Annotated in this window: 18 protein-coding genes; 12 read left to right on the plus strand and 6 right to left on the minus strand. The window is 50.0% G+C overall.

The genetic code is table 11. The features are described 5' to 3' along the window. Positions 1 to 182 precede the first annotated feature (182 nt). The 12 genes from AC2D8L_RS09810 to AC2D8L_RS09865 all read left to right on the plus strand — a co-directional run bounded on the left by AC2D8L_RS09810 (position 183) and on the right by AC2D8L_RS09865 (position 14,120). Positions 183 to 1,763 (plus strand): ABC transporter substrate-binding protein, encoded by a 1,581-nt coding sequence (locus AC2D8L_RS09810; protein ID WP_484685303.1) that lies wholly within the window; start codon positions 183 to 185, stop codon positions 1,761 to 1,763. Between the two features lie 66 nt (positions 1,764 to 1,829). Continuing rightward, on the plus strand, positions 1,830 to 2,771 hold the full coding sequence (locus AC2D8L_RS09815; RefSeq protein WP_484685304.1) for an ABC transporter permease: 942 nt from the start codon (positions 1,830 to 1,832) through the stop codon (positions 2,769 to 2,771). Then, the gene (locus tag AC2D8L_RS09820; protein WP_484685305.1) at positions 2,771 to 3,613 is read left to right on the plus strand and encodes an ABC transporter permease; all 843 of its coding nucleotides are present in this window, start codon (positions 2,771 to 2,773) and stop codon (positions 3,611 to 3,613) included. The genes AC2D8L_RS09815 and AC2D8L_RS09820 overlap by 1 nt, the downstream gene beginning before the upstream one ends. Before the next feature lie 4 nt (positions 3,614 to 3,617). After that, positions 3,618 to 4,610: an ABC transporter ATP-binding protein gene (locus tag AC2D8L_RS09825; RefSeq protein WP_484685306.1), complete on the plus strand. Its 993-nt coding sequence runs from the start codon at positions 3,618 to 3,620 to the stop codon at positions 4,608 to 4,610. Further along, complete coding sequence (locus AC2D8L_RS09830; protein WP_484685307.1) at positions 4,611 to 5,588, plus strand: ABC transporter ATP-binding protein; 978 nt, start codon at positions 4,611 to 4,613, stop codon at positions 5,586 to 5,588. Between the two features lie 23 nt (positions 5,589 to 5,611). Next, complete coding sequence (locus tag AC2D8L_RS09835) at positions 5,612 to 7,405, plus strand: M24 family metallopeptidase (RefSeq protein ID WP_484685308.1); 1,794 nt, start codon at positions 5,612 to 5,614, stop codon at positions 7,403 to 7,405. A gap of 182 nt (positions 7,406 to 7,587) precedes the next feature. After that, positions 7,588 to 8,802, plus strand: a complete 1,215-nt coding sequence (locus tag AC2D8L_RS09840) for an ROK family transcriptional regulator (RefSeq protein WP_484685309.1) — start codon at positions 7,588 to 7,590, stop codon at positions 8,800 to 8,802. Continuing rightward, positions 8,795 to 10,045 (plus strand): M20 family metallopeptidase, encoded by a 1,251-nt coding sequence (locus AC2D8L_RS09845; RefSeq protein WP_484685310.1) that lies wholly within the window; start codon positions 8,795 to 8,797, stop codon positions 10,043 to 10,045. The genes AC2D8L_RS09840 and AC2D8L_RS09845 overlap by 8 nt, the downstream gene beginning before the upstream one ends. A gap of 17 nt (positions 10,046 to 10,062) precedes the next feature. After that, a complete protein-coding gene (locus tag AC2D8L_RS09850) occupies positions 10,063 to 11,112 on the plus strand; it encodes a substrate-binding domain-containing protein (RefSeq protein ID WP_484685311.1) in 1,050 nt (349 codons plus the stop codon). Between the two features lie 83 nt (positions 11,113 to 11,195). Next, on the plus strand, positions 11,196 to 12,149 hold the full coding sequence (locus AC2D8L_RS09855; RefSeq protein WP_484685312.1) for an ABC transporter permease: 954 nt from the start codon (positions 11,196 to 11,198) through the stop codon (positions 12,147 to 12,149). An 8-nt stretch (positions 12,150 to 12,157) separates the two neighbouring features. Further along, complete coding sequence (locus tag AC2D8L_RS09860; RefSeq protein WP_484685313.1) at positions 12,158 to 13,363, plus strand: alanine racemase; 1,206 nt, start codon at positions 12,158 to 12,160, stop codon at positions 13,361 to 13,363. 4 nt (positions 13,364 to 13,367) lie between these two features. Next, positions 13,368 to 14,120, plus strand: coding sequence for an ATP-binding cassette domain-containing protein (locus tag AC2D8L_RS09865; RefSeq protein WP_484685314.1), 753 nt, complete (start codon positions 13,368 to 13,370; stop codon positions 14,118 to 14,120). 193 nt (positions 14,121 to 14,313) lie between these two features. Here AC2D8L_RS09865 and phnE (AC2D8L_RS09870) read toward each other — a convergent pair whose 3' ends face one another. The 6 genes from phnE (AC2D8L_RS09870) to AC2D8L_RS09895 form a co-directional block, all read right to left on the minus strand. Beyond that, positions 14,314 to 15,174 carry a phosphonate ABC transporter, permease protein PhnE gene (gene phnE / locus AC2D8L_RS09870; RefSeq protein ID WP_484685315.1) on the minus strand — a complete coding sequence of 287 codons (861 nt, stop codon included), beginning with the start codon at positions 15,172 to 15,174 and terminating at the stop codon, positions 14,314 to 14,316. After that, positions 15,171 to 16,109 (minus strand): phosphonate ABC transporter, permease protein PhnE, encoded by a 939-nt coding sequence (phnE, locus tag AC2D8L_RS09875; protein WP_484685316.1) that lies wholly within the window; start codon positions 16,107 to 16,109, stop codon positions 15,171 to 15,173. Before phnE (AC2D8L_RS09875) ends, phnE (AC2D8L_RS09870) begins: the two co-directional genes overlap by 4 nt. Before the next feature lie 62 nt (positions 16,110 to 16,171). After that, positions 16,172 to 17,089: a phosphonate ABC transporter substrate-binding protein gene (phnD, locus tag AC2D8L_RS09880; protein ID WP_484685317.1), complete on the minus strand. Its 918-nt coding sequence runs from the start codon at positions 17,087 to 17,089 to the stop codon at positions 16,172 to 16,174. 43 nt (positions 17,090 to 17,132) lie between these two features. Then, positions 17,133 to 17,939, minus strand: coding sequence for a phosphonate ABC transporter ATP-binding protein (gene phnC, locus AC2D8L_RS09885; RefSeq protein WP_484685318.1), 807 nt, complete (start codon positions 17,937 to 17,939; stop codon positions 17,133 to 17,135). A 140-nt stretch (positions 17,940 to 18,079) separates the two neighbouring features. Continuing rightward, positions 18,080 to 19,246, minus strand: a complete 1,167-nt coding sequence (locus AC2D8L_RS09890) for an alpha-D-ribose 1-methylphosphonate 5-triphosphate diphosphatase (RefSeq protein WP_484685319.1) — start codon at positions 19,244 to 19,246, stop codon at positions 18,080 to 18,082. After that, positions 19,233 to 19,910, minus strand: a complete 678-nt coding sequence (locus AC2D8L_RS09895) for an ATP-binding cassette domain-containing protein (RefSeq protein WP_484685320.1) — start codon at positions 19,908 to 19,910, stop codon at positions 19,233 to 19,235. Before AC2D8L_RS09895 ends, AC2D8L_RS09890 begins: the two co-directional genes overlap by 14 nt. Between the last annotated feature and the right edge of the window lie 40 nt (positions 19,911 to 19,950).

The raw sequence follows: 19,950 nt of genomic DNA on the forward strand, positions 1-19,950 counted from the left end.
CGATCAATGTCAGATCAGCTGCGGCAATGTGCATCGTCATATTTCGCAAAGCAAGCCCTGAGATTAATAATAACTAAAATAAATTATAGTTTGACTTCAATTTATAATAGTGTCTATCTTGGAATTGGATACAATCTACGAAGCGCGCAAGCGCTACTCATCTGTGAGGGAGGAAATGCACGATGAAAAAAATCCTTTTAGCTACAGCTGCAGCTGTTGCGTTGGTATCAGCGGTACCGGCGTTGGCTATAGAACGGGGCGGTTCACTTACGTTCGCTCGATATGACGATTCTACATTGATCGATCCGATCTATGCAGATCGCAATCCAGACATCTGGATGGTTACAAACCTGTTTGACACTCTTCTACGTACAGAAGCAGACGGCAAAACAATCACATCCGGATTGGCATCAGAATATTCAGTTTCTGAAGATGGTACGAGCGTTTCGCTAACTCTACGCGATGGCATCAAGTTCTCAGACGGCTCGCCAATCGAAGGTAAAGACGTTGTCTTTTCACTTGAGCGCGCCTCAAATGAAGAACTAAGCCCTTGGGCTGGTCTGTTGGGTTCAGTTGAAAGCGTAACTGCTGACGGCAACGCGATCTCAATTCAGTTGAAAAACCCAGATCCGACAATCGTTTCAATGTTGGCAACTTTTAACACCGCAATTGTTTCTGCTGACGCGTTTGAAGCTGCTGCTGGTGGTTCTGACCAAGAAAAAGCAATCTCTTTAAGCTCTGAGGGTTTTGTAGGTTCTGGTCCGTTTGTTTTGACAAATCACCAAAGTGGCACATTGATGCAATTTGCAGCCAATGAACACTATTGGCGTCAAGGCGAAGACGGCAAAGCATTGCCTTATATTGATGGCATCAATTTCCTTATCATCCCTGATGATGCGACACGGATCTTGAAATTGCAGGCTGGTGAAGTTGATGCGGTTGAGTTTATTCCGTTTGCCCGTGTTGGCGAATTGCAGAACGACGCAAACATCAACATGGAATTGTTCCCATCAACACGGATCATCTACTCGCCAATCAACACGCGCCCTGAAAAAGCTGACGGAAGTGCAAACCCACTTTCTGACGTAAAAGTTCGTCAGGCGCTAAACTATGCAACAGATAAAGACGCATTGGTTCAGTTGGTGTTGCACGGCGCGGGTAAGCCAGTAACTTCTGGTTTGATGGCCTCTACGACACAATTGGCAACCGACAATGGTCCACTTTATCAGTATGACCTTGAAAAAGCGAAAGCACTGATTGCTGAAGCTGGAATAGCTGACGGAACTGAAGTGCGGCTCACCACATTGGCAGGTTCTGCTGACGACGGCATCATTTTGGCTGCATTGCAGCAAATGTGGAGCCAAATCGGCATCAAGCTTAGTGTCGAGCAAGTTGACGGCCCAACACGTGGCGCGAAAAACCGCTCTGGTGAATTCGACATCCACACATATGGTTGGGTAAACGATGTGAACGATCCAGCTCAGGTTTCTGGCTGGCTTGGTTACTACCCAACGCGTAAAGCTGTTGGTACTGGCTGGAACAATGATGAGTTCAATGGCTTATACGAAGCGTCAAACACCGAAATTGACCCCGCAAAACGTGCAGAACAATATGCACGCATGCAGGAAATTTATGCGGAAGCTGCGCCATTGTTGTTCATGTATGAAACACCATTTGCTGTAGCCCTTTCCAACGACGTTAAAGGTTATGTCCAAACTCCACTTGGCAACAACGAGTTTGCCACGACTTGGATCGACCGTTAATATTCCTCCCCTGACCAAAACCAATGTGCGGGCGCCTCGGCGTCCGCGCATCACTGGGAAAACCCTATGTCGTCAATTTCCTACCTAATTTCCCGACTTCTGCAGATCATCCCTACATTTTTGATTGTGATGGTGATTATCTTTTTGTTGGTGCGCGCCCTTCCAGGTGACCCCGCAATCGCGATGGCAGATGCTAAGGCTACTGATGTGCAGTTGGAGCAAATTCGACAGCGGTTAGGCCTAGATCAGCCGATCTGGGTGCAATTTGGCTACTTCGTGAAGAATGTCGTCACCGGCGATCTCGGCGATTCAATTTTGAAGAAAGCGCCCGTCACAACTGTGATTTTGGAGCGCCTGCCAGCTTCCGGTTTTCTCGCACTTTATTCGGTTATTTTTTCGCTGCTGATTGCGGGGCCGTTGGCGTTTGTCGCCGCGCTCAATCGCAATGGCTGGGTTGATATTACCATTCGATCGGTCTTTCAAATCGGCCTATCCACACCTGTTTTTTACATAGGGCTTTTGCTTCTGACGTTCCTAGCTGCAGGCATGCGCTGGTTCCCGGTTGGTGGATATGGAGTAACGTTTTGGGAGCATATGCACCACCTGTTGCTGCCAGCCCTTACCGTGGCGCTTTACACATCGGCGATCATTATGCGGAACTTGCGTTCCTCGGTGATTGAAGTCGTGGACGCAGAATATGTACAATTCGCGCGCTCAAAAGGCCTGTCAGAACGGGTTATTTTGGGCCGCCATGTATTGCGCAACGCCCTGATTTCCACCGTTACATTGTTGGGCCTATCAATCGGCAATTTGATGAGCGGTACATTGGTTACTGAAACAGTGTTTGCTGTGCCGGGCGTCGGCCGCTTGATGCTCGAAGCCATTTACGCACGGGATTACCCACTGATCCAAGGCCTGACGCTAACATTTGCAGTTCTTGTTTCAATGATTTTTTTGCTTACAGATTTAATACAAGCTTGGCTTGATCCAAGATTGCGGGTGTCGTGATGTTAAAGCGTTTCTTGCCACATAAATCTCAATTGATGGTGCTAAGCCGCCCAGGTTTTCTTGTTGGCGTTGCCATATTGCTCAGCTCAATCACATTGGCGATCTTTCCATCAGTGTTTGCGCCATTTGACCCCAACGCGTTCAATTATTCGGCCCTTAAGCAACCACCATCGCTTGACCATTGGTTCGGCACCGACAATCTTGGCCGCGATACGTTTTCACGGGTTGTCTGGGCCTATTCGGTCAACATTCAGATGGCGTTTGTCGCCACCATATTTGCTTTGGTCATTGGCGTAACTGTTGGCTCTCTTGTTGGATATTATGGCGGAATAGCAGATGCTATTTTCGGCCGCTGCGTTGATGCGATCATCACATTCCCGTTCCTTGTTTTGGTTATCGCGGTTGTTTCTGTTCTTGGGCCGGGCCTAACCAACATGTATATTGCGATCACCTTGGTGGGTTGGGTCTATTATGCCCGTCTCATGCGGGCCGAAATTATGGGCCAAATGGCAAATGACTACGCCGCTGCCGGTAAAGTGATGGGATATTCAGACCGCCGGATTATCTTTCGGCACCTTTTGCCCAACGCGATCACCCCAGTAATTGTTTATTGGATGACCGACATGGCGCTGGCCATTTTGCTGGGCTCGTCGCTGGGTTATCTCGGCTTAGGCGCCCAGCCGCCCACCGCGGAATGGGGTGTTCTCATCGCTGAGGGGCGCAACTTTATCACGACGGCTTGGTGGCTAAGTTTGATGCCCGGTATTGCCATTGTGGTCACCGGTCTAGGATTTTCGATGGTAGGCGATGGTATTGCCGATCTGATGCGGCCAAGAGGGTAAGACTGTGGTTGAAAACGAACAAAAAACAGGCACGCGCGACCATCTATTGGACGTCAAAGGCCTTTCAACAAGTTTTGCTGTCGCCGGCAAACAACTCAAAGCCGTCGACGATGTTAGCTTTCACCTCAATGAAGGCGAAGTGTTGGGTATTGTGGGCGAAAGTGGCTCGGGCAAGTCCATCACCTTGCGCTCAATCATTGGTTTGACACGCAGATATGGTGATGTCGAAGGGCAGGTTAAGTGGCGCGGAACAGATCTTGTTCCAATGCCGGAACGTGACATGCGCAAAATTCGTGGCAAAGAAATTGCCATGATTTTCCAAGAGCCCATGTCTTCTCTAAACCCACTTCTGACCGTTGGACTTCAGATCGGCGAAAGCCTTGTCGAACATACAGATCTCGACAAAAATGGCCGAAAGGCCCGTGCGATTGAACTGTTGGACATGGTTGGCATACCCGACGCATCGAACCGGCTTGAAGACTATCCACACCAATTTTCTGGCGGCATGCGCCAACGGGTGATGATCGCCATTGCGCTTGCGTCTAATCCAAAGCTTTTGTTGGCAGACGAGCCAACGACAGCCCTTGATGTGACCATTCAAAAACAGATTTTGAAGCTGATTTTGGACCTGTCAAAAGATTTGGGCATGGCGGTTATTTTGGTGACCCATGACCTGGGTGTCGCGGCACAAACATGCGACCGCCTTGCGGTTATGTATGGTGGTAAGCTGGTTGAAACTGGCGATACGCGAGACGTTTTGCGAGACCCGCAGCATCGTTACACGATGGGTCTTTTGAAATCTGTTCCTGAAAATATTGAGCCGCGCACGGAGCTTTATTCTTTGCCCGGCACACCGCCAAGCTTGGTGAATTTACCAGTCGGCTGTGCCTTTGCACCGCGTTGTGACCATGCGGTTGATGCCTGTACCGCTGGCAAGCCAGAGCTGGTTGGTCAGTCGCACAAAGTAGCATGCTACAATCCGGTGGGAGCAGCTTAGATGACAAATCCTGTTTTAAGAACCGACGATGTTGTTCTGCACTTCAAAAAGAACTTGTCGATCGTTGACTTTTTGTCCGGCAAAAAACGTCAAGCGGTAAAGGCCCTAAACGGCGTGAGCATCTCCCTTGAAAAGGGCGAGACGTTGGGTGTTGTTGGTGAAAGTGGTTGCGGCAAGTCCACATTGGCAAGGGCTATTGCAGGGCTCTATCAACCCCAATCTGGCACCATTGAATTTCATGGCACCCCCATCACCAAGCAAAAGGGTGCCGCAGCACGCGACTATAACCGCCGTGTGCAAATGATTTTTCAGGACCCCTATTCTTCGCTTAACCCGCGTATGCGTGTGGGCGACGTGTTGCGTGAAGCCCTGAGCGTGCACAAAATGCGGCCTGAAGCTGAAATCCCAGCGCGCATTGACGAGTTGCTAGATTTGGTGCGCTTACCACGCGATGCGGCAGCAAAATTGCCGCACGAGTTTTCGGGTGGGCAACGTCAACGGATTGCGATTGCACGTGCCTTAAGTGTTGAGCCCGAAATTTTGATCGCAGATGAATTGGTGTCCGCGCTTGACGTTTCGGTGCAGGCCCAAGTGGTCAACTTGCTTTTGCACTTGCAGGATGAACTTGAACTTACCGTACTTTTTGTAGCGCATGACCTTCGTCTTGTTCGCCATGTTTCGCATCGGGTTGCGGTGATTTATCTCGGGTCCGTTGTGGAGATTGGGCCGTCTAGAGGCCTATTTCAAAGCCCTAAACATCCCTATTCACAAGCACTTTTGAGTGCTGCACCCTCGCTTGATCCTGACGATAAGGGCAATGCCATTCAGCTGTCCGGCGAATTGCCCAGCCCGCTCAATATTCCATCTGGTTGTGCGTTTCACAGCAGGTGCCCAATCGCAACTGATCTGTGTAAGAAGGAAAAGCCTTTGCTAAAAGGCGAGCCAAGCACGGGTCAAGTTGCCTGCCATCACGTCTAAGTACAAAACGGTATACGCCATAAATGACGCTCAATATCGCTCAGCAAGCAGCTACACTAAAACTCATTCGCAATGCCATTGACGCGCAAGGTTTTTACGGCCTAATCGTGCCGCGTTTTGACGCGCATATGGCCGAATATATTGCGCCTTGTGATCGACGGTTGGAATGGGCAACAGGGTTTTCTGGCTCCGCTGGCGTTGCCCTGATTACGCTTGATGAGGCGATCCTGTTTATTGACGGTCGATATACGGTTCAAGCGGCGCAAGAATGCTCCGCGGACCTGTTTAGCTTTCGCCATTTGCACAATGAACCATTGGCAGATTGGTTTGAGCATTGCTCTGTTCGAAACAAAATATTTGCGTTCGATCCGATGCACATTCCCCTCACTTGGCATCAGGATTTCAAAAAGGCGTGCAAGAAATCGCACAATAGTCTGGCGGCAACCGACACCAATCTGATTGACCAGCTTTGGACTGACCGACCAAATTCATCAGACACAAAAGCTCGTCCGTTTGGCAAAGACAAAAGTGGGCTGGATTCTTATGCAAAACGAGCGCAGATTGCGCAGGAACTAAGATCCACCAACACCGACATCGTGGTGGAAAACCAACCCGACAATATCGCCTGGCTGCTCAATATCCGGGGCGACGATATCGCTTACAACCCTTTCGTCAATTCGTTTTTGACCATTGATCAGCAAGGGGACGTCAATTGGTTCGTCGATCAAAACAAAGTGCCACAGGATCGCAGTGAATTTGAACTTGATGGGGTGAACATCAATTCGCCGGACATGTTTTTGCAGACGGTTGAACGCCACGCCAAGGACGGCAAGGTTCTAAGTTTTGACCCCGCCATGTCGCCAGTCGCGGTGGAGTTTGCGATAGGCAATGATGTTGACGTCGTTCAGCAGCGCAGCCCAATCACGCTGGCCAAAGCCAAGAAAAACTCAACCGAACTCGCTGGGATGCGCGATTGCCATCTTGTTGATGGGGTCGCTTGGGTTCAATTCGCCCAGTGGCTCGAAGATGAAGTGCCAAAGCGCTCAGACACCGACAATCCAGTGAGCGAAATGGAAGCTGCGCTTAAAATCGGGGCGTTGCGGCAGGAAGCGCCAACCTATGAGCAGCTCAGCTTCGATGCGATTTCAGGTTCCGGTGGAAATGGCGCAATGTGCCACTATAATGTGAGCGAACAATCAAGTCGCCCCGTGAGAACATCCGACGTCTATTTGCACGATTCTGGCGGACAATTCGTCAACGGCACCACGGATGCCACGCGGACATATTTGTTCGACAAACCGTCCCGCGAATTTTGTGAAAACTATACCGCAGTGTTAAAAGGCTTCATTGCCCTTGCCGATATCAAGTTCCCACAAAAGACATATGGGCACCATCTAGACGCGATTGCGCGCGCGCCACTTTGGACCATTGGCAAAGATTATGATCATGGCACCGGCCATGGCGTTGGGCACAACCTATCGGTGCACGAGCAGCCCCAGCGCATTGGCCGCGCCATCAATGAAGTTGAACTTGTTCCGGGGATGGTCTTGAGTATTGAGCCAGGATATTATGTCGAAGGCCAATATGGCATTCGCATCGAAAACTTGTTCGAAATCGTGGAGGCTAGTGAAGGCTTTCTGAACTTCAAGACCCTCTCGATGATCCCGATTGCGACTTCCCCGATTCTAACTGATCGCCTCACCAGTACGGAGCGCGCTTGGTTAAATAATTATCATGACGCAGTCCGAAACAGCCTCGCCCCGCTGATGCCAGACGACCAAAAAGAATATCTCAAAGCAACCACCGCTCATATTTGATGGTACGTGCACTCTAAGTTACTAAAGAGGTTGACCTTTTCGCCGCCGTGGCACGCGCGAAGTGCACAACAAATTCAGCTTCCAGTGGACGCTAAGCAGTACCAATTGTGAAAAAGCCAATTGACAATTTGAGCGCGCCAATCTATTAGTTCGGTAAGTTGACGAACTAATAGATTGGCTCTATGACCGAAGCAGCAAACAACATACGCAAATTGAACAAATGCAATGTGTTTGAGACAATTGCCCACGAAGGTCCTATTTCGCGTGCGGCAATCGCCAAGCGTTTGGGGCTCTCGAAACAAACCTTGTCAGAAGTTGCAAAGCAACTCGAAGATGAGGGTTGGGTTCGTCAGGTCGGGCTAAACAAAGGCTCTGTTGGTCGCGCTGCCATGAATTATGAAGTCGTTCCTGATGCTGCATTTGTTGCAGCAGTGGATTTGGGCGGCACCAACGTGCGTGTGGCAATTGCGGACTTGTCCTGTACGATATTTGGCGAAGCATCTGAAAAGACCAACCCAAACGGTGGCAGCGATGTGGTGCGGCAGGTCGCAACCCTTTGTCGATCGGTCATGGTCGAACGAAATTTGCCTCTTGGAAAACTTCGCCTTGTCGTCGTTGGTGTTCCCGGTGTTCCCGACACTGCGACTGGTGCGGTCCGTATGGCCCCGAATATCGCGCATCTAGACGAAATAGACTTTAATGGAGAGTTGAGAGCGGAACTGGGTGTTGATGTCGTTGTAGAAAACGATGTCAATCTTGCCGTTCTGGGCGAACATTGGGGCGGCGTTGGGCTTGGGTTCGACGATATTGCCTATATTGCGATCGGAACCGGAATTGGCGCGGGTATTATGGTTGGCGGTGAACTCGTCCGCGGCAAAAATGGCTCTGCTGGCGAACTCGGTTATTTGCCGTTTGGGGCCGACCCATTCGAGGAAGAATCCTTGCGTCAAGGTGCCTTAGAACGGGTAACTGCAACCGACGGTATCAAAGCACACTATCTGGAATTGACTGGTGAAAAGCTTCAAGTTCCTGAGATTTTCGACCGTCTTGAGCACGATCAAAACGCCCGGACGGTCCTTGATCGGGTTGCACGAGAAGTGGCGCGCGCATGCGCCGCGATTATGGCGATCACCGATCCAGAGCAAATCATATTTGGCGGCTCTATCGGACGGCGTGTTGAACTCGCGGAGCGGGTTCAACGTCAGTTATCACGTCTTTCTCGCTCAAATACCGAAATTGAAATCAGTAATTTAGGCGGACGTGCGGCATTAATCGGCGCAGCTTCTGTTGGATTGAGCCAAGTGCATGCGACGCTTCTGTCAGGTGGCATACCAGGTGCAGAAATCAGCTTGCCACCCGCGAAATTGTCGAAGTTGGAGGCGCTTGTCGATGGCTAATCTGACCCAGAAACTTCAAGGGCACTTGAACCGAGACAAAGCGATATCCCTGCTGCGTGGCGCGGTGGCGAGAGACAGTATTACGGGCAATGAAGCCAACTTCGTTTCTTACTTGAACGATCAAATGAGTGCACGGCAATTGGCACCATCGCTTGAAGAATTCCTGCCTAACCGACCCAACATATTCGGCAAACGGGCTGGTTCTGGCGGCGGGCAAAACCTGCTCTTCGTCGGGCACACAGATACAGTACATGTGGATGGATGGCGCGAGAAGTGGACTGGCGACGAACGCGAGGACCCATTTGGCGGCGCTATTGTCGATGGAGAGATGTGGGGACGCGGCACTGGCGATCTTAAAGGCGGGATTTGCACAAGCCTTGCGGCCCTCGACCTGATCGACGCTGCCGGGATCACCTTGAAAGGTGATGTTTCGTTTGCCTTTATTGGTGACGAGGAAAGTGGTGAAGAAGGCATGGGCGTAAGCGCCGGCATTAACCACCTAACCCGATCAAATGCGTTTCTTGCCGAAAACAATCCCGACTTTGCTGTCTATGTGGAACCAACGCAGCTCCAAGTTTTCCCTGCCCAAATGGGTTTCTTCATCGCTGACATTGAGATTATTGGAAAGTCTGCCTATTTCGGCGTGCCGGAGCAAGGTGTTGACGCCCTAAAAGCTGGGCACAAAGTACTAGAACAAATCTGGTCGCTTTCGGACATAATGGCCGAACGTGCGAACCATGAATTGGTGGGTCGTCCTTTCATTCTTGTGACAGAGGTAATGGGCGGTGGCTACATTGCCGTGCCAGGCGAATGCAAACTGTCTTTGATCTGCAAATTGTTACCCGGCCAAAGCCTTGATGAGGCCGTGGCTGAGCTTGAAAAGTCGATTGAAAATGGCCTCGTAGATACGGGCTGTTCCTTCAAAATCGCCTACCCAGCAGGTAGAGATCACAAGTTCGGTGGCTCCCCGACTGATATCTCGCCCGCACTACCGGCGATTACGCACCTCGCAAAAATCATCACTGAACATATGCCCAATCGGGGCAAAATTGACGGCGCGCCCTATTGGTCTGAAGCGCCGTTTCTCATTGAACGACTTGGGTGCCCCACTGTCTATTGCGCCCCCGGAAATATCGCCAATTGTCATACGCTGGAGGAGCGCATTTCGATCGATGAATATCTTGCAGGCATAACCGCGTTTGCAGAATTCATTGTCAATTTTTGTGGCGTTGAAAATCAATAACAAAGAGGAGAATTAATATGCATTATCTATCAAAAACTGCACTGTCGGTGATCGCCGCCGTTGCATTGGCCGGCTCTGCCTGGGCACAAACGGTTGGCCCAAGTGGCGAGGCTGCGACCCCTTCATCTGAAGTTACTGTTGCAGATAGCGACGTGTCTGCGCTTAAGGCTGGCAACTATAAAGCCGCGTTCGTTTGGCACGATCAGTCTGATTTCGTTAGTGCTGTTTCTTTAGGCGCGACGGACGAATTTGATCGTTTGGGCATCGAAGTTGTGGCCACAACAAATGCTGGATTTGATACAGCAAAACAACGCAGTGACATTGAAACGGTGATGGCAAAATCGCCGAACATTGTGTTGGCATTGCCGCTTGATCCTGTGGCGTCTGCCGCAGCCTTTAAAGAAGCGACCGAAACTGGCGTGCAATTGGTGTTCTTGTCTAACGTGCCAGCAGGGTACGTCCATGGCGAGCAATATGCATCAATCGTAACCGATGATCTTTTCCAAATGGGCAAGCAAGCTGCAGACGCTTTGGCGGCTGATATGGGCGGCAAAGGCTCTGTTGGTTGGATTTTCCATGATGCGACATATTATGTGACGAACCAACGCGACAATGCGTTTAAGACAACCATTGAAAACGACTATCCTGATATGGAGATCGTCGCGTCAGCTGGCATTAGTGACCCAGCACGGGCCGAAGAAATCGCCAACGCCATGTTGCTTAAGCATCCTGACCTTGGTGGCGTCTACGTGACTTGGGCCGGACCTGCTGAAGGCGTGTTGTCTGCACTTCGCTCAAACGGAAACAAGACCACAAAAATTGTAACCCTCGATCTTTCAGAGCCAATTGCTTTGGACATGGTACGTGGTGGCAATGTGAGTGCCTTGGTCGCTGATGAAGCTTATGAGCTTGGTCGTGCGATGGCAGCATCTGCCGCGCGTGGTTTGCTTGGCCAATCTAGCCCAGCATTTGTGGTTGCCCCTGCTGTGACCGTGACGAGTGAAAACATAAAAGAAGGCTGGATGCTTTCGCTACATCGCGAAGCACCAAAAAGCCTAACCCAATAAACTCCCTCCGACCTATTGGGGGCGGCAATGCTGCCCCCATTCTTGCGGTCTAACACCCAGTTGCTCCATACAGGATTTTGCAGATGCAAAAGCTAACTCAACTTTCACAGAAACTAAATTTGACGCAATATGTCGTCTATATTGGCTTTCTGCTGATCTTCTTGTTTTTCGCCATAACCCTTGGTGATGATGGGTTTCTGACCCAACGTAATTTAACAAACATCGCTCTTCAGACTGCGCCCACAACGATTATGGCGATCGGACTGGTGTTTGTTCTAGCAGCCGGTGAAATCGACCTTTCCTTCGGCTCAATTGTTGCCGTTTCAGCGCTGGCCAGCGCGGTAGTACTTGGCGAACAGCCATTGTTCTTCGGTATTTTGGCAGGCTTGGGCGTCGGTGTTGCAATCGGCTTCTTCAACGGCGTTCTCGTTGCCTATCTACGCCTTCCATCCTTCTTGGTGACCTTGGCGACAATGGGCCTGTTTGCTGGTATCGCGCGTACAATGACTGACTTGCGATCCGTGCCCGTACTGAATTCAACATTTACTGACCTATTCGGTTCCGGCTCTTTGTTTGGCATTCCATCTTTGGTCCTTTGGACAATTGGTGCTGTCGCTCTAGGGCACTTCGTTTTTCGCGAAACAAAATTCGGTGCGCATGTATTGGCGACAGGTGATAACCCCCGCGCAGCACAAGTTTCTGGCATTAAAGTTCCTCGCGTTCGCATGTTGGTGATGATGGCATGTGGAGCATGCGCAGGGTTGGCTGGACTGCTTTATGCGGGTCGCTTGCAATCAGCACGATACACATTGGGCGAAAGTGATTTGATGACCGTCATCGCTGCTGTGATCATAGGCGGCACGGCCCTAAATGGCGGCAAAGGAACGATCATCGGCGCCTTGGTAGGCTCGTTGATGATGGGCATGCTCAATAACGGCCTCATATTGATGGGGCTTTCAGTTTCAGACCAAATGATTGTCCGTGGTCTCATAATTCTAATTGCCGTCGCGATTTCATTACGCGACGTGAACCGATAGGAGAAATCATGTTTCTCGACCTCATTCGAAGAAGAAATCCAAAGCTGATTGAAACCGCAATTGCACTGCATCAGGCAGGTGAAATACCAGCCAATGCCTATGTGCTCGATTTAGATGCTGTAGAGCATAATGCCGCCATTTTGCGCGCGGAAGGCGACCGTTTGGGCATGAAAGTTTTCGCAATGACCAAACAGGTCGGCCGAAACTCAGCCTTTTGCAAAGCCTCAATTCGCGGCGGTGTTGACCGCGCAGTTGCCGTTGATGTGGCGTGTGCCGTTGCCTGCACCCGCGCTGGCCTAAAGGTCGGGCACGTTGGGCATCTTGTTCAAGTGCCGAAGTTTGAAGCCGATTTGGTCGCTGGGTATATCAAGCCAGACTATTGGACAGTTTTCAGTATCGAAAAGGCGAAAGAAGCTGCCGCCGCTGCAAAGAAGGCTGGCCGCATACAAGACATTCTCGTTCGCATCAAAGCCGATGGGGATACCTTTTATAAAGGCCATGAAGGCGGGGTAAAGGCCGAGCAAATCGTTGAGTTCGCCCGGTTGGTTGACGGGTTAGATGGCGCAAGATTTGCAGGCATCACAACATTCCCCGCTTTGCTTTTTGATCAAGACAGCAATGAGGTTTTGCCGACGCATAACCTTTCAACGCTTGAAGCTGCGGCCATTGCTCTGGTTGACGCGGGTTACCAAGACATCGAGATTAATGCGCCCGGCACCACATCGTCCGTAGTGCTCGAGGCGCTTGCAAACGCGGGTGCAACACAGTGCGAACCGGGGAATGCATTGCATGGTACAACGCCGTTGCATGCGATCAAGGACCTCCCGGAATTGCCAGCAGCTGTCTATTTGAGCGAAGTCTCACACTTGCATGAAGACAAGGCATATTGTTTTGGTGGCGGATTATATATTGATCCAGTGTTCCCCGATTACGATGTGAAAGCGATCGTGTCATCGACACCAACCGCAGACGATGCTGCCTTGGCGAGCGTTGAAATTCCACCCACAACGGCCATCGACTATTATGGAATGATTGATGCGACGCAAAATGTGTCACCCAAATCGGGCGACAGTGTTGTGTTTGGTTTTCGTGGGCAAGCGTTTGTTAAGCGAGGCTATACGGTTGGTATCTCGGGTATTTCCAAGGGCACACCAAAAGTGAAAACAATTGAAAACATATTTGGTCAGGCAGAAGCTTGGCCCAACTTGAGGTAGTCAAATGAACAATCAATCTGTTGATGCGCCTCGAGATGTGCTGCGGCTTGAAAATATCCATAAATCTTTTGGCGGCGTTGTCGCGATCGAGGATTTTTCGCTTGATTTAAAAGCGGGCGAAATTGTTGCACTTGTTGGTGACAATGGTGCGGGCAAGTCTACCCTGATTAAAATCATATCAGGTGTTTATACCCCCACTTCGGGCACGATTTCTTTTGATGGTGACCAAGTGAATTTCAAAGATGCAACCCAAGCAAGAGCATCTGGAATTGAAGTTGTTTATCAAGATCTCGCGCTAGCGGATGAGCAAGCCGTTTACATGAATATGTTCTTAGGCCGCGAACAAACACGTGGTCCGCTCGGCCAATTGGACCGCAAGAAAATGATCGCGGAAACAGAACAGCTCGTTGAAGAATTAGACGTTCGCATTCCTTCTGCGCGCACAACCATCCGCAACTTATCGGGCGGTCAACGTCAAGGCGTGGCGATTGCACGGGCAACACATTGGGCAAAGAAGTTGGTGCTTCTGGATGAGCCGACCGCAGCGCTAGGTGTGGCGGAAACAGCAAAAGTTGAAAAACTTGTCGCTAGCCTAAAAGAACGCGACCTCGCTGTCCTCATCATTAGCCATAGTTTGGATCAAGTCTTCCGCCTCTCGGACCGCATTTGCGTTTTGCGGCGAGGCAAACAAATTGGCATCCGTGAAACGGCAAAGACCGACAAGAACGAGATCGTTTCAATGATCACCGGGGTTTAGACGAACTTGAATTGAGCCCCGGCGCAAGTTGCCCCCAAAGATGACTTTTGATCCCTGGTTGTCGGTTTTTTGACCAACAAAAGGCGGTCGATTGCCAATTGCCTTTCGCCCTTGATCCCTCAAACGCTAGCATTGAACATTGCCTTTCGACATGGGAATTGCGGCGCGCTCAACCCTCGCAAATCCAATTTAGCTACTTGTCTGATTTGCTCGGCTCGCCGATGATTTTGTTGCGAATTTTGCCACTCAGCCAATCGATCAAATAGACCATCGCGATGATCAAAAAGATGATCGACCACGCCTCGCCCCACTTATAGGCGGAGATGCGATCTGACAGCAAAAATCCGATGCCGCCCGCACCAACGATACCCAATATTGTGCCGGAGCGGACGTTGGATTCAAAGTTATACAACAGGATCGAAATAATGACCGGGCTAACCTGCGGCATGATCCCGAAGCGAATGGACTGGAAACGAGAGCCACCTGATGCCTTGATCCCATCAACTGGTTTTTCCGATGTGTTTTCAATCGCTTCTGAGAACAATTTTGCGAATGTACCAATTTCGGAAACGGCCATTGCCAAAATGCCTGCCAGCGGTCCAAGACCGAAGGCGCGAATGAAAATCAGGGCCAAAATCAACGTTTCAAAGGCACGCACAATGTCAAACCCGCGACGGGCCGTGTGGCGCAAAAACGGAATTTTGTTGATGTTCTTCGCGCCTAAAAAAGACAATGGAAATGCAACGACCGCACCCAGAACGGTGCCCAAAAAGGCAATCGCCAAGGTTTCCAAAAGACCTTCAGCGATAGGCGCGAATTCAGCCCAACTCGACCATATATAGGGCGGAAACATGAAACCCATTACGCGTCCAAAGCGCTCCATTCCGGTAAAAATGCGGATAGGAGAAAAGTCAAAAACCACCAAACAGTAGATAAGTAGGATGATGATCGCCGCCCATACACTGGTACGCTGAAGGCGCACAGTGAGCGGTTCTTTAAACAGTTGGGGAGACGTTGAGCGGTAGTGCTCTATATCTTTTTGTGTCACGTTCATGTTCGTTCTCCCATGCCAATTATGCGGTGCCGTAGTTTTTCTGAGAGATAATCGATGATCATTACGGTGAAGAAGATGATGACGAATAGTGCAGACAGGTCTGTATATTCTTGGAAGCTCATGGCTGTGCGAAATTCCTGGCCAAGTCCACCAGCTCCAACATATCCGATGATGGAGGAGGCACGGACATTGATCTCAAATCGCAGCAAAGTGTAGCTGATGATGTTGGGCATGATTTGAGGGACCGCCCCATACCGTATTTGATCAAACCAACTTCCGCCCGATGCTTTGACGCCCTCTAGCGGGCGCATATCGATATTCTCGTTGACCTCGGCATATAGTTTGCCCAGCGATCCGGTGGCGTGAAGACCAATCGCCAACACCCCGGCCATTGGCCCAACCGAAAAACAAAATACAAAAATCAGCGCCCACACCAGTTCAGGAACGGTGCGTGCAATTTCTAAATATCGACGACTTGCCCAGAATACATATTTGTTGGGTGTTAAGTTTTTTGCGGCCGGAAATGAAAGGACAAACCCGCCAAAAACACCAAGTGCCGTTGCCATGAACGCGATCAAAATTGTTTCAAACAGCAAGCTCAGCCAAATGGGCCAACGCCAAAACCAGTTGGCAAGATCAGCGCCAAGCGTTTCAAATTGTAAGGAAGGCAAGGTCAGCGATAAATATTCGCCTAGTCGTGGAATGCCGGCCGCAATAATCCACATCCATTCACGCGAACCGTCTGGCAGCGAGACCTGCGTGACTTTGAAAAAATCACCCACCCATGCAGTGACATAAAAGACCAGAAAAAATATCAATAGGCCGACGGTCCAGTAAATCCGGGATTGCCGACGATCTATTTCATACTTGCGTTCGAATTCATCGATTTTGTTTGATGATGTGATGTCGTTGGAAATTACGGACTGAACAGCCAATTTCTTCATCCTATAGCAAAAGGGACGGCGCTAATTGCCCCGTCCCGGTTTTGTTATTGCGATTAGCCCTTGCGGCGCTGTTCCTTGATCCACTGACGCATATCAACGATCCATTGATAGCGCTCGTGATCTACTGGGTGAAATCCAACTGATGGATTTGCATCTTCTTCGTTCCAGTCAGAATAGATTTTGTAACCTTCTGGGTCAGCCTGCGGGAAAGCTTGAATTGCTGCAGAAACATCTTCGATCATGTCTTGAGGCAAGTTAGCGCGGAATGTCCAAGGGCCCGACGTGATTTCAGGGCTTTCCCAGACTTTGCACACTTGGTTATCTTCGATCATGCCTTTGGCGATCATGCGCTGATAAACACCACTTGCATCATTGTTTTGGTAGGTTGAGGCGGTATCAAACGTGCCATTCACGACGCCCTGTACACCGGCTTCATGCGAACCAGAAAAAGTCACGGTGCCAAAATGATCTTCGGGCTTAAAGCCTTCACGATTGACCATATTGTAGTATGGCACTGCATAGCCGGAAGTTGAGTCTGGGTCCGCGAAGGCATGTACTTTGCCCTTCGCGTCATCAAGATTTTTGATACCGCTATCGCAACGAGACACAACGATTGAGTAATAGCCTGTTGTTCCGTCCTGTTTTTTGGTGGTCAGCGTTGGCACAATATTGCCATTTGTTGCCGTAAATGCCGCTGCATAGGATGACGATCCAAAACGCGCAATTTCAATTTGATCAGCTGAAATCGCTTGGATAACACCATCATAATTGCCGGCCGTGAAAATCTCGACTTTGATGCCTAGCTTGTCTTCCAAATAGACCCGCAATGGCTCATTTCGCTCCAATCGATCTTGCTCATTTTCACCAGAAAGAATGCCAAATTTGACGACTTGATAGTCTTCTTTCCAACCGTTCGCAAAAGCAGGCGAAATCATTAGCGCCAATAGCGCTGTGCTTGTTAGCAACTTCATTTTAGGTTCTCCTAGGTGAGATATTTTGTTTGGGGGGATAGGTTTAAGCGGCGACCTTGGTTGGTTTGCCCACGGATGTGGAGGTGACCGCTTCGTTGAAATCTTCGAGCCCTTCGGCACCATAAATATCACGCACGACAAGGTCTGTTAGTTCAAAGGCTGGTCCGTCAAACATGATTTGACCTTCGCGCATGGCGATGACACGGCTGCAATATTCACGGGCAGTATCAAGCGTGTGCAAATTGACCAGAACCGTCAGGCCATCTTGATTATTGATGGTGCGCAATGCTTCCATCACACGGGTAGCATTGCCCGGATCAAGTGAGGCAATCGGTTCGTCCGCCAGCATAATGCGTGGATTTTGCACCAACGCCCGTGCAATCGCGACCCGTTGCTGCTGACCACCAGAAAGGGTTCCCGCCCGTTGCAGAGCAAAAGGGATCATGTCCAACCTGTCCAAAGCTTTGGCGGCCATGGCGCGTTCTTCGTCAGAAAAACGCATGGCTGTAGAAGACAATATACCGTGTTCAGCAATGCGGCCGACAAGCACATTAGTGATGACATCTAGACGATCAACGAGATTGAATTGTTGAAAAATCATGGCACAGTTTTTGCGCCATTGGCGCAACTGCTTGCCTTTTAATTGGGTGATGTCTTCACCATCGAAAAATATAGAACCGGTTGTGGGCTCAATTAGTCGATTGATCAGGCGCAATAGTGTCGATTTTCCAGCACCGGACCGGCCAATAACACCAACAAATTCGCCGCGCCCGATCTCTAGATTGGCGTCACTAACCGCTATAGTTGATCCAAAATGTTTGGATAGTCCGCTTATTTTCAAAGTGCTCATGACTTCCTCCAATTTAGTTCAGACAGCTCGTCCGAATGAGTTGAGGAAGTGATATCAAGCGTAGATGACGCTAGCTGCGCAGAATTGTAAAACTTATGTCAAAACATCGAACGAATTTCATCTATTCGTTCGATGTAGGTTTATGCAGCCCGTCCCAATTGAATTAGACCATCAGAATAAATTACCTGACCGTCCCGCATGCTGGTGACGACATGCCCCATGGATCCGGTTTGCGCGATGACAAGGTCAGCCCGCTTACCCACTTCAATTTGTCCACGATCATTCAAACCTAACGCCTTTGCCGGGTTTGCTGTTGCCAAGCGCACGGCCCCTGCCAACCCGTCCGGGTCGGATTGTGCCAGAATAAGAATGGCAGGCAAAATTGAACTGGGATGGTAGTCAGACGCAAGAATATCAAGCACACCAGCCTGGTGGGCACCGCGCGCAGACAAGTTGCCGGAATAGGACTGCCCACGTAACGCATTGGGTGCCCCCATTGCGTTAGCCAACCCTTTTGCATGGGCTTCTTTTGCCGCGACCATATCAACTGGAAACTCAGAAATCGCGACGCCCAAGGCGTGCATGAGCGATACTTTTTCAACACTATCATCATCATGGCTGGCCAAAGTTACATTGTTAGCATGGCACAATTTCGAGATTTCATTCAGGGTCGTTGAAAGGACCTCAGCGGGCTTACTGCGGTCTTGGATTTTCTTTTTGACGGCCACCTGTGCTTCTTCAACTGATATGCCGCGCATATGCGCCACATTGTTCACATGGCGTTCAATATCCCGATATTGGCCTTGGCCTGGCGTATGATCCATCAGCGATACCAAATCAAGTGTATCGTCTTGGATGAGGTCACGAATTACCGCCAATGAATTATCAAACGTAATGTCAAAACGGGCGTGGATGCGATGATCAACATGTAAGTTTTTACGCAGCGCATGAAGCTGCCGTATGACATTGCCGGTATGTTCAAATGAGCGCAATTCGCCCCCTGCGGCACCGGCGGTAAAAGAAACGGCGGCATAAGCAGTGGTTACGCCTGAGCCAGCTAGCCTCCGGTCGAGTTCCCGAAACGCAATTTCGGGGGGCATGTTGACCCGTGGTCTCGGCTCCAATTCGCGTTCAATCATATCTCCATGCATATCGACAAAACCGGGCATTAAGGTTAGCCCGTCGCCGGCAACACCACCAGAAACTGGTTCATCACGGATTTCAGCGATCAGGCCGTTTTCAATTCGAACCGACCCACGCTCGATGACGTGGTCACGTTTGACAATTCTTAGATCAGACAGCCACATTTGCCGGCTCCATTTTTTGTTCTTCTATTGCGACGCGTAATTCAACTTCACGGTCGACCAATTCAGCCACATCGCCGGGATGGTGAAAAACACCAATCATGGCAACACCACTTGATTTCAATTCCGCCAACCGGTTGGTCAGTGCTGCACGGGCACCCGCATCCAGGGACGCGGTTGGTTCGTCCAACAACAACAAACGACGCGGCAAAATAAGGGCCCGCGCCAAATTCACCTTCTGCTGCTCACCGCCAGAAAATGTAGTTGGGTAAGCACGCCATAATTTTTCTTTCACGCCAAAAATTTTCAGCCAATGGCGTGCTTCAATAATTGCCTCTTGTTGGGACATACCATTTTGAATGAGTGGCTCTGCGACAATTTCTTCTGCCGCAACACGGGGGCGTGCCACCAAAAACTGGGTCACGAACCCAATTTCTTCGGCCCGCAAAAGCACAATGTCGACATCTGCTGCGCGGGCCAAATCTATTTGTCCCCGCTGTGAAGAAAACATCATCTCACCTTCAACGGGCAAATATGTCCGATAAATGGTGCGCAGCATGGTGGATTTACCAACACCATTTGCCCCTTTTAGCAGCACAAATTCACCTGGATCAAGACTGAGATTCAAGCCGGAAAAGGCATGAAGTTGATGATCAAAATGGTGCATTTGAAAGCTCTTTTCGAGCCCTCTAATTGTTAAAATCGGT

This window comes from Maritalea sp. YIW29, from assembly GCF_057219265.1.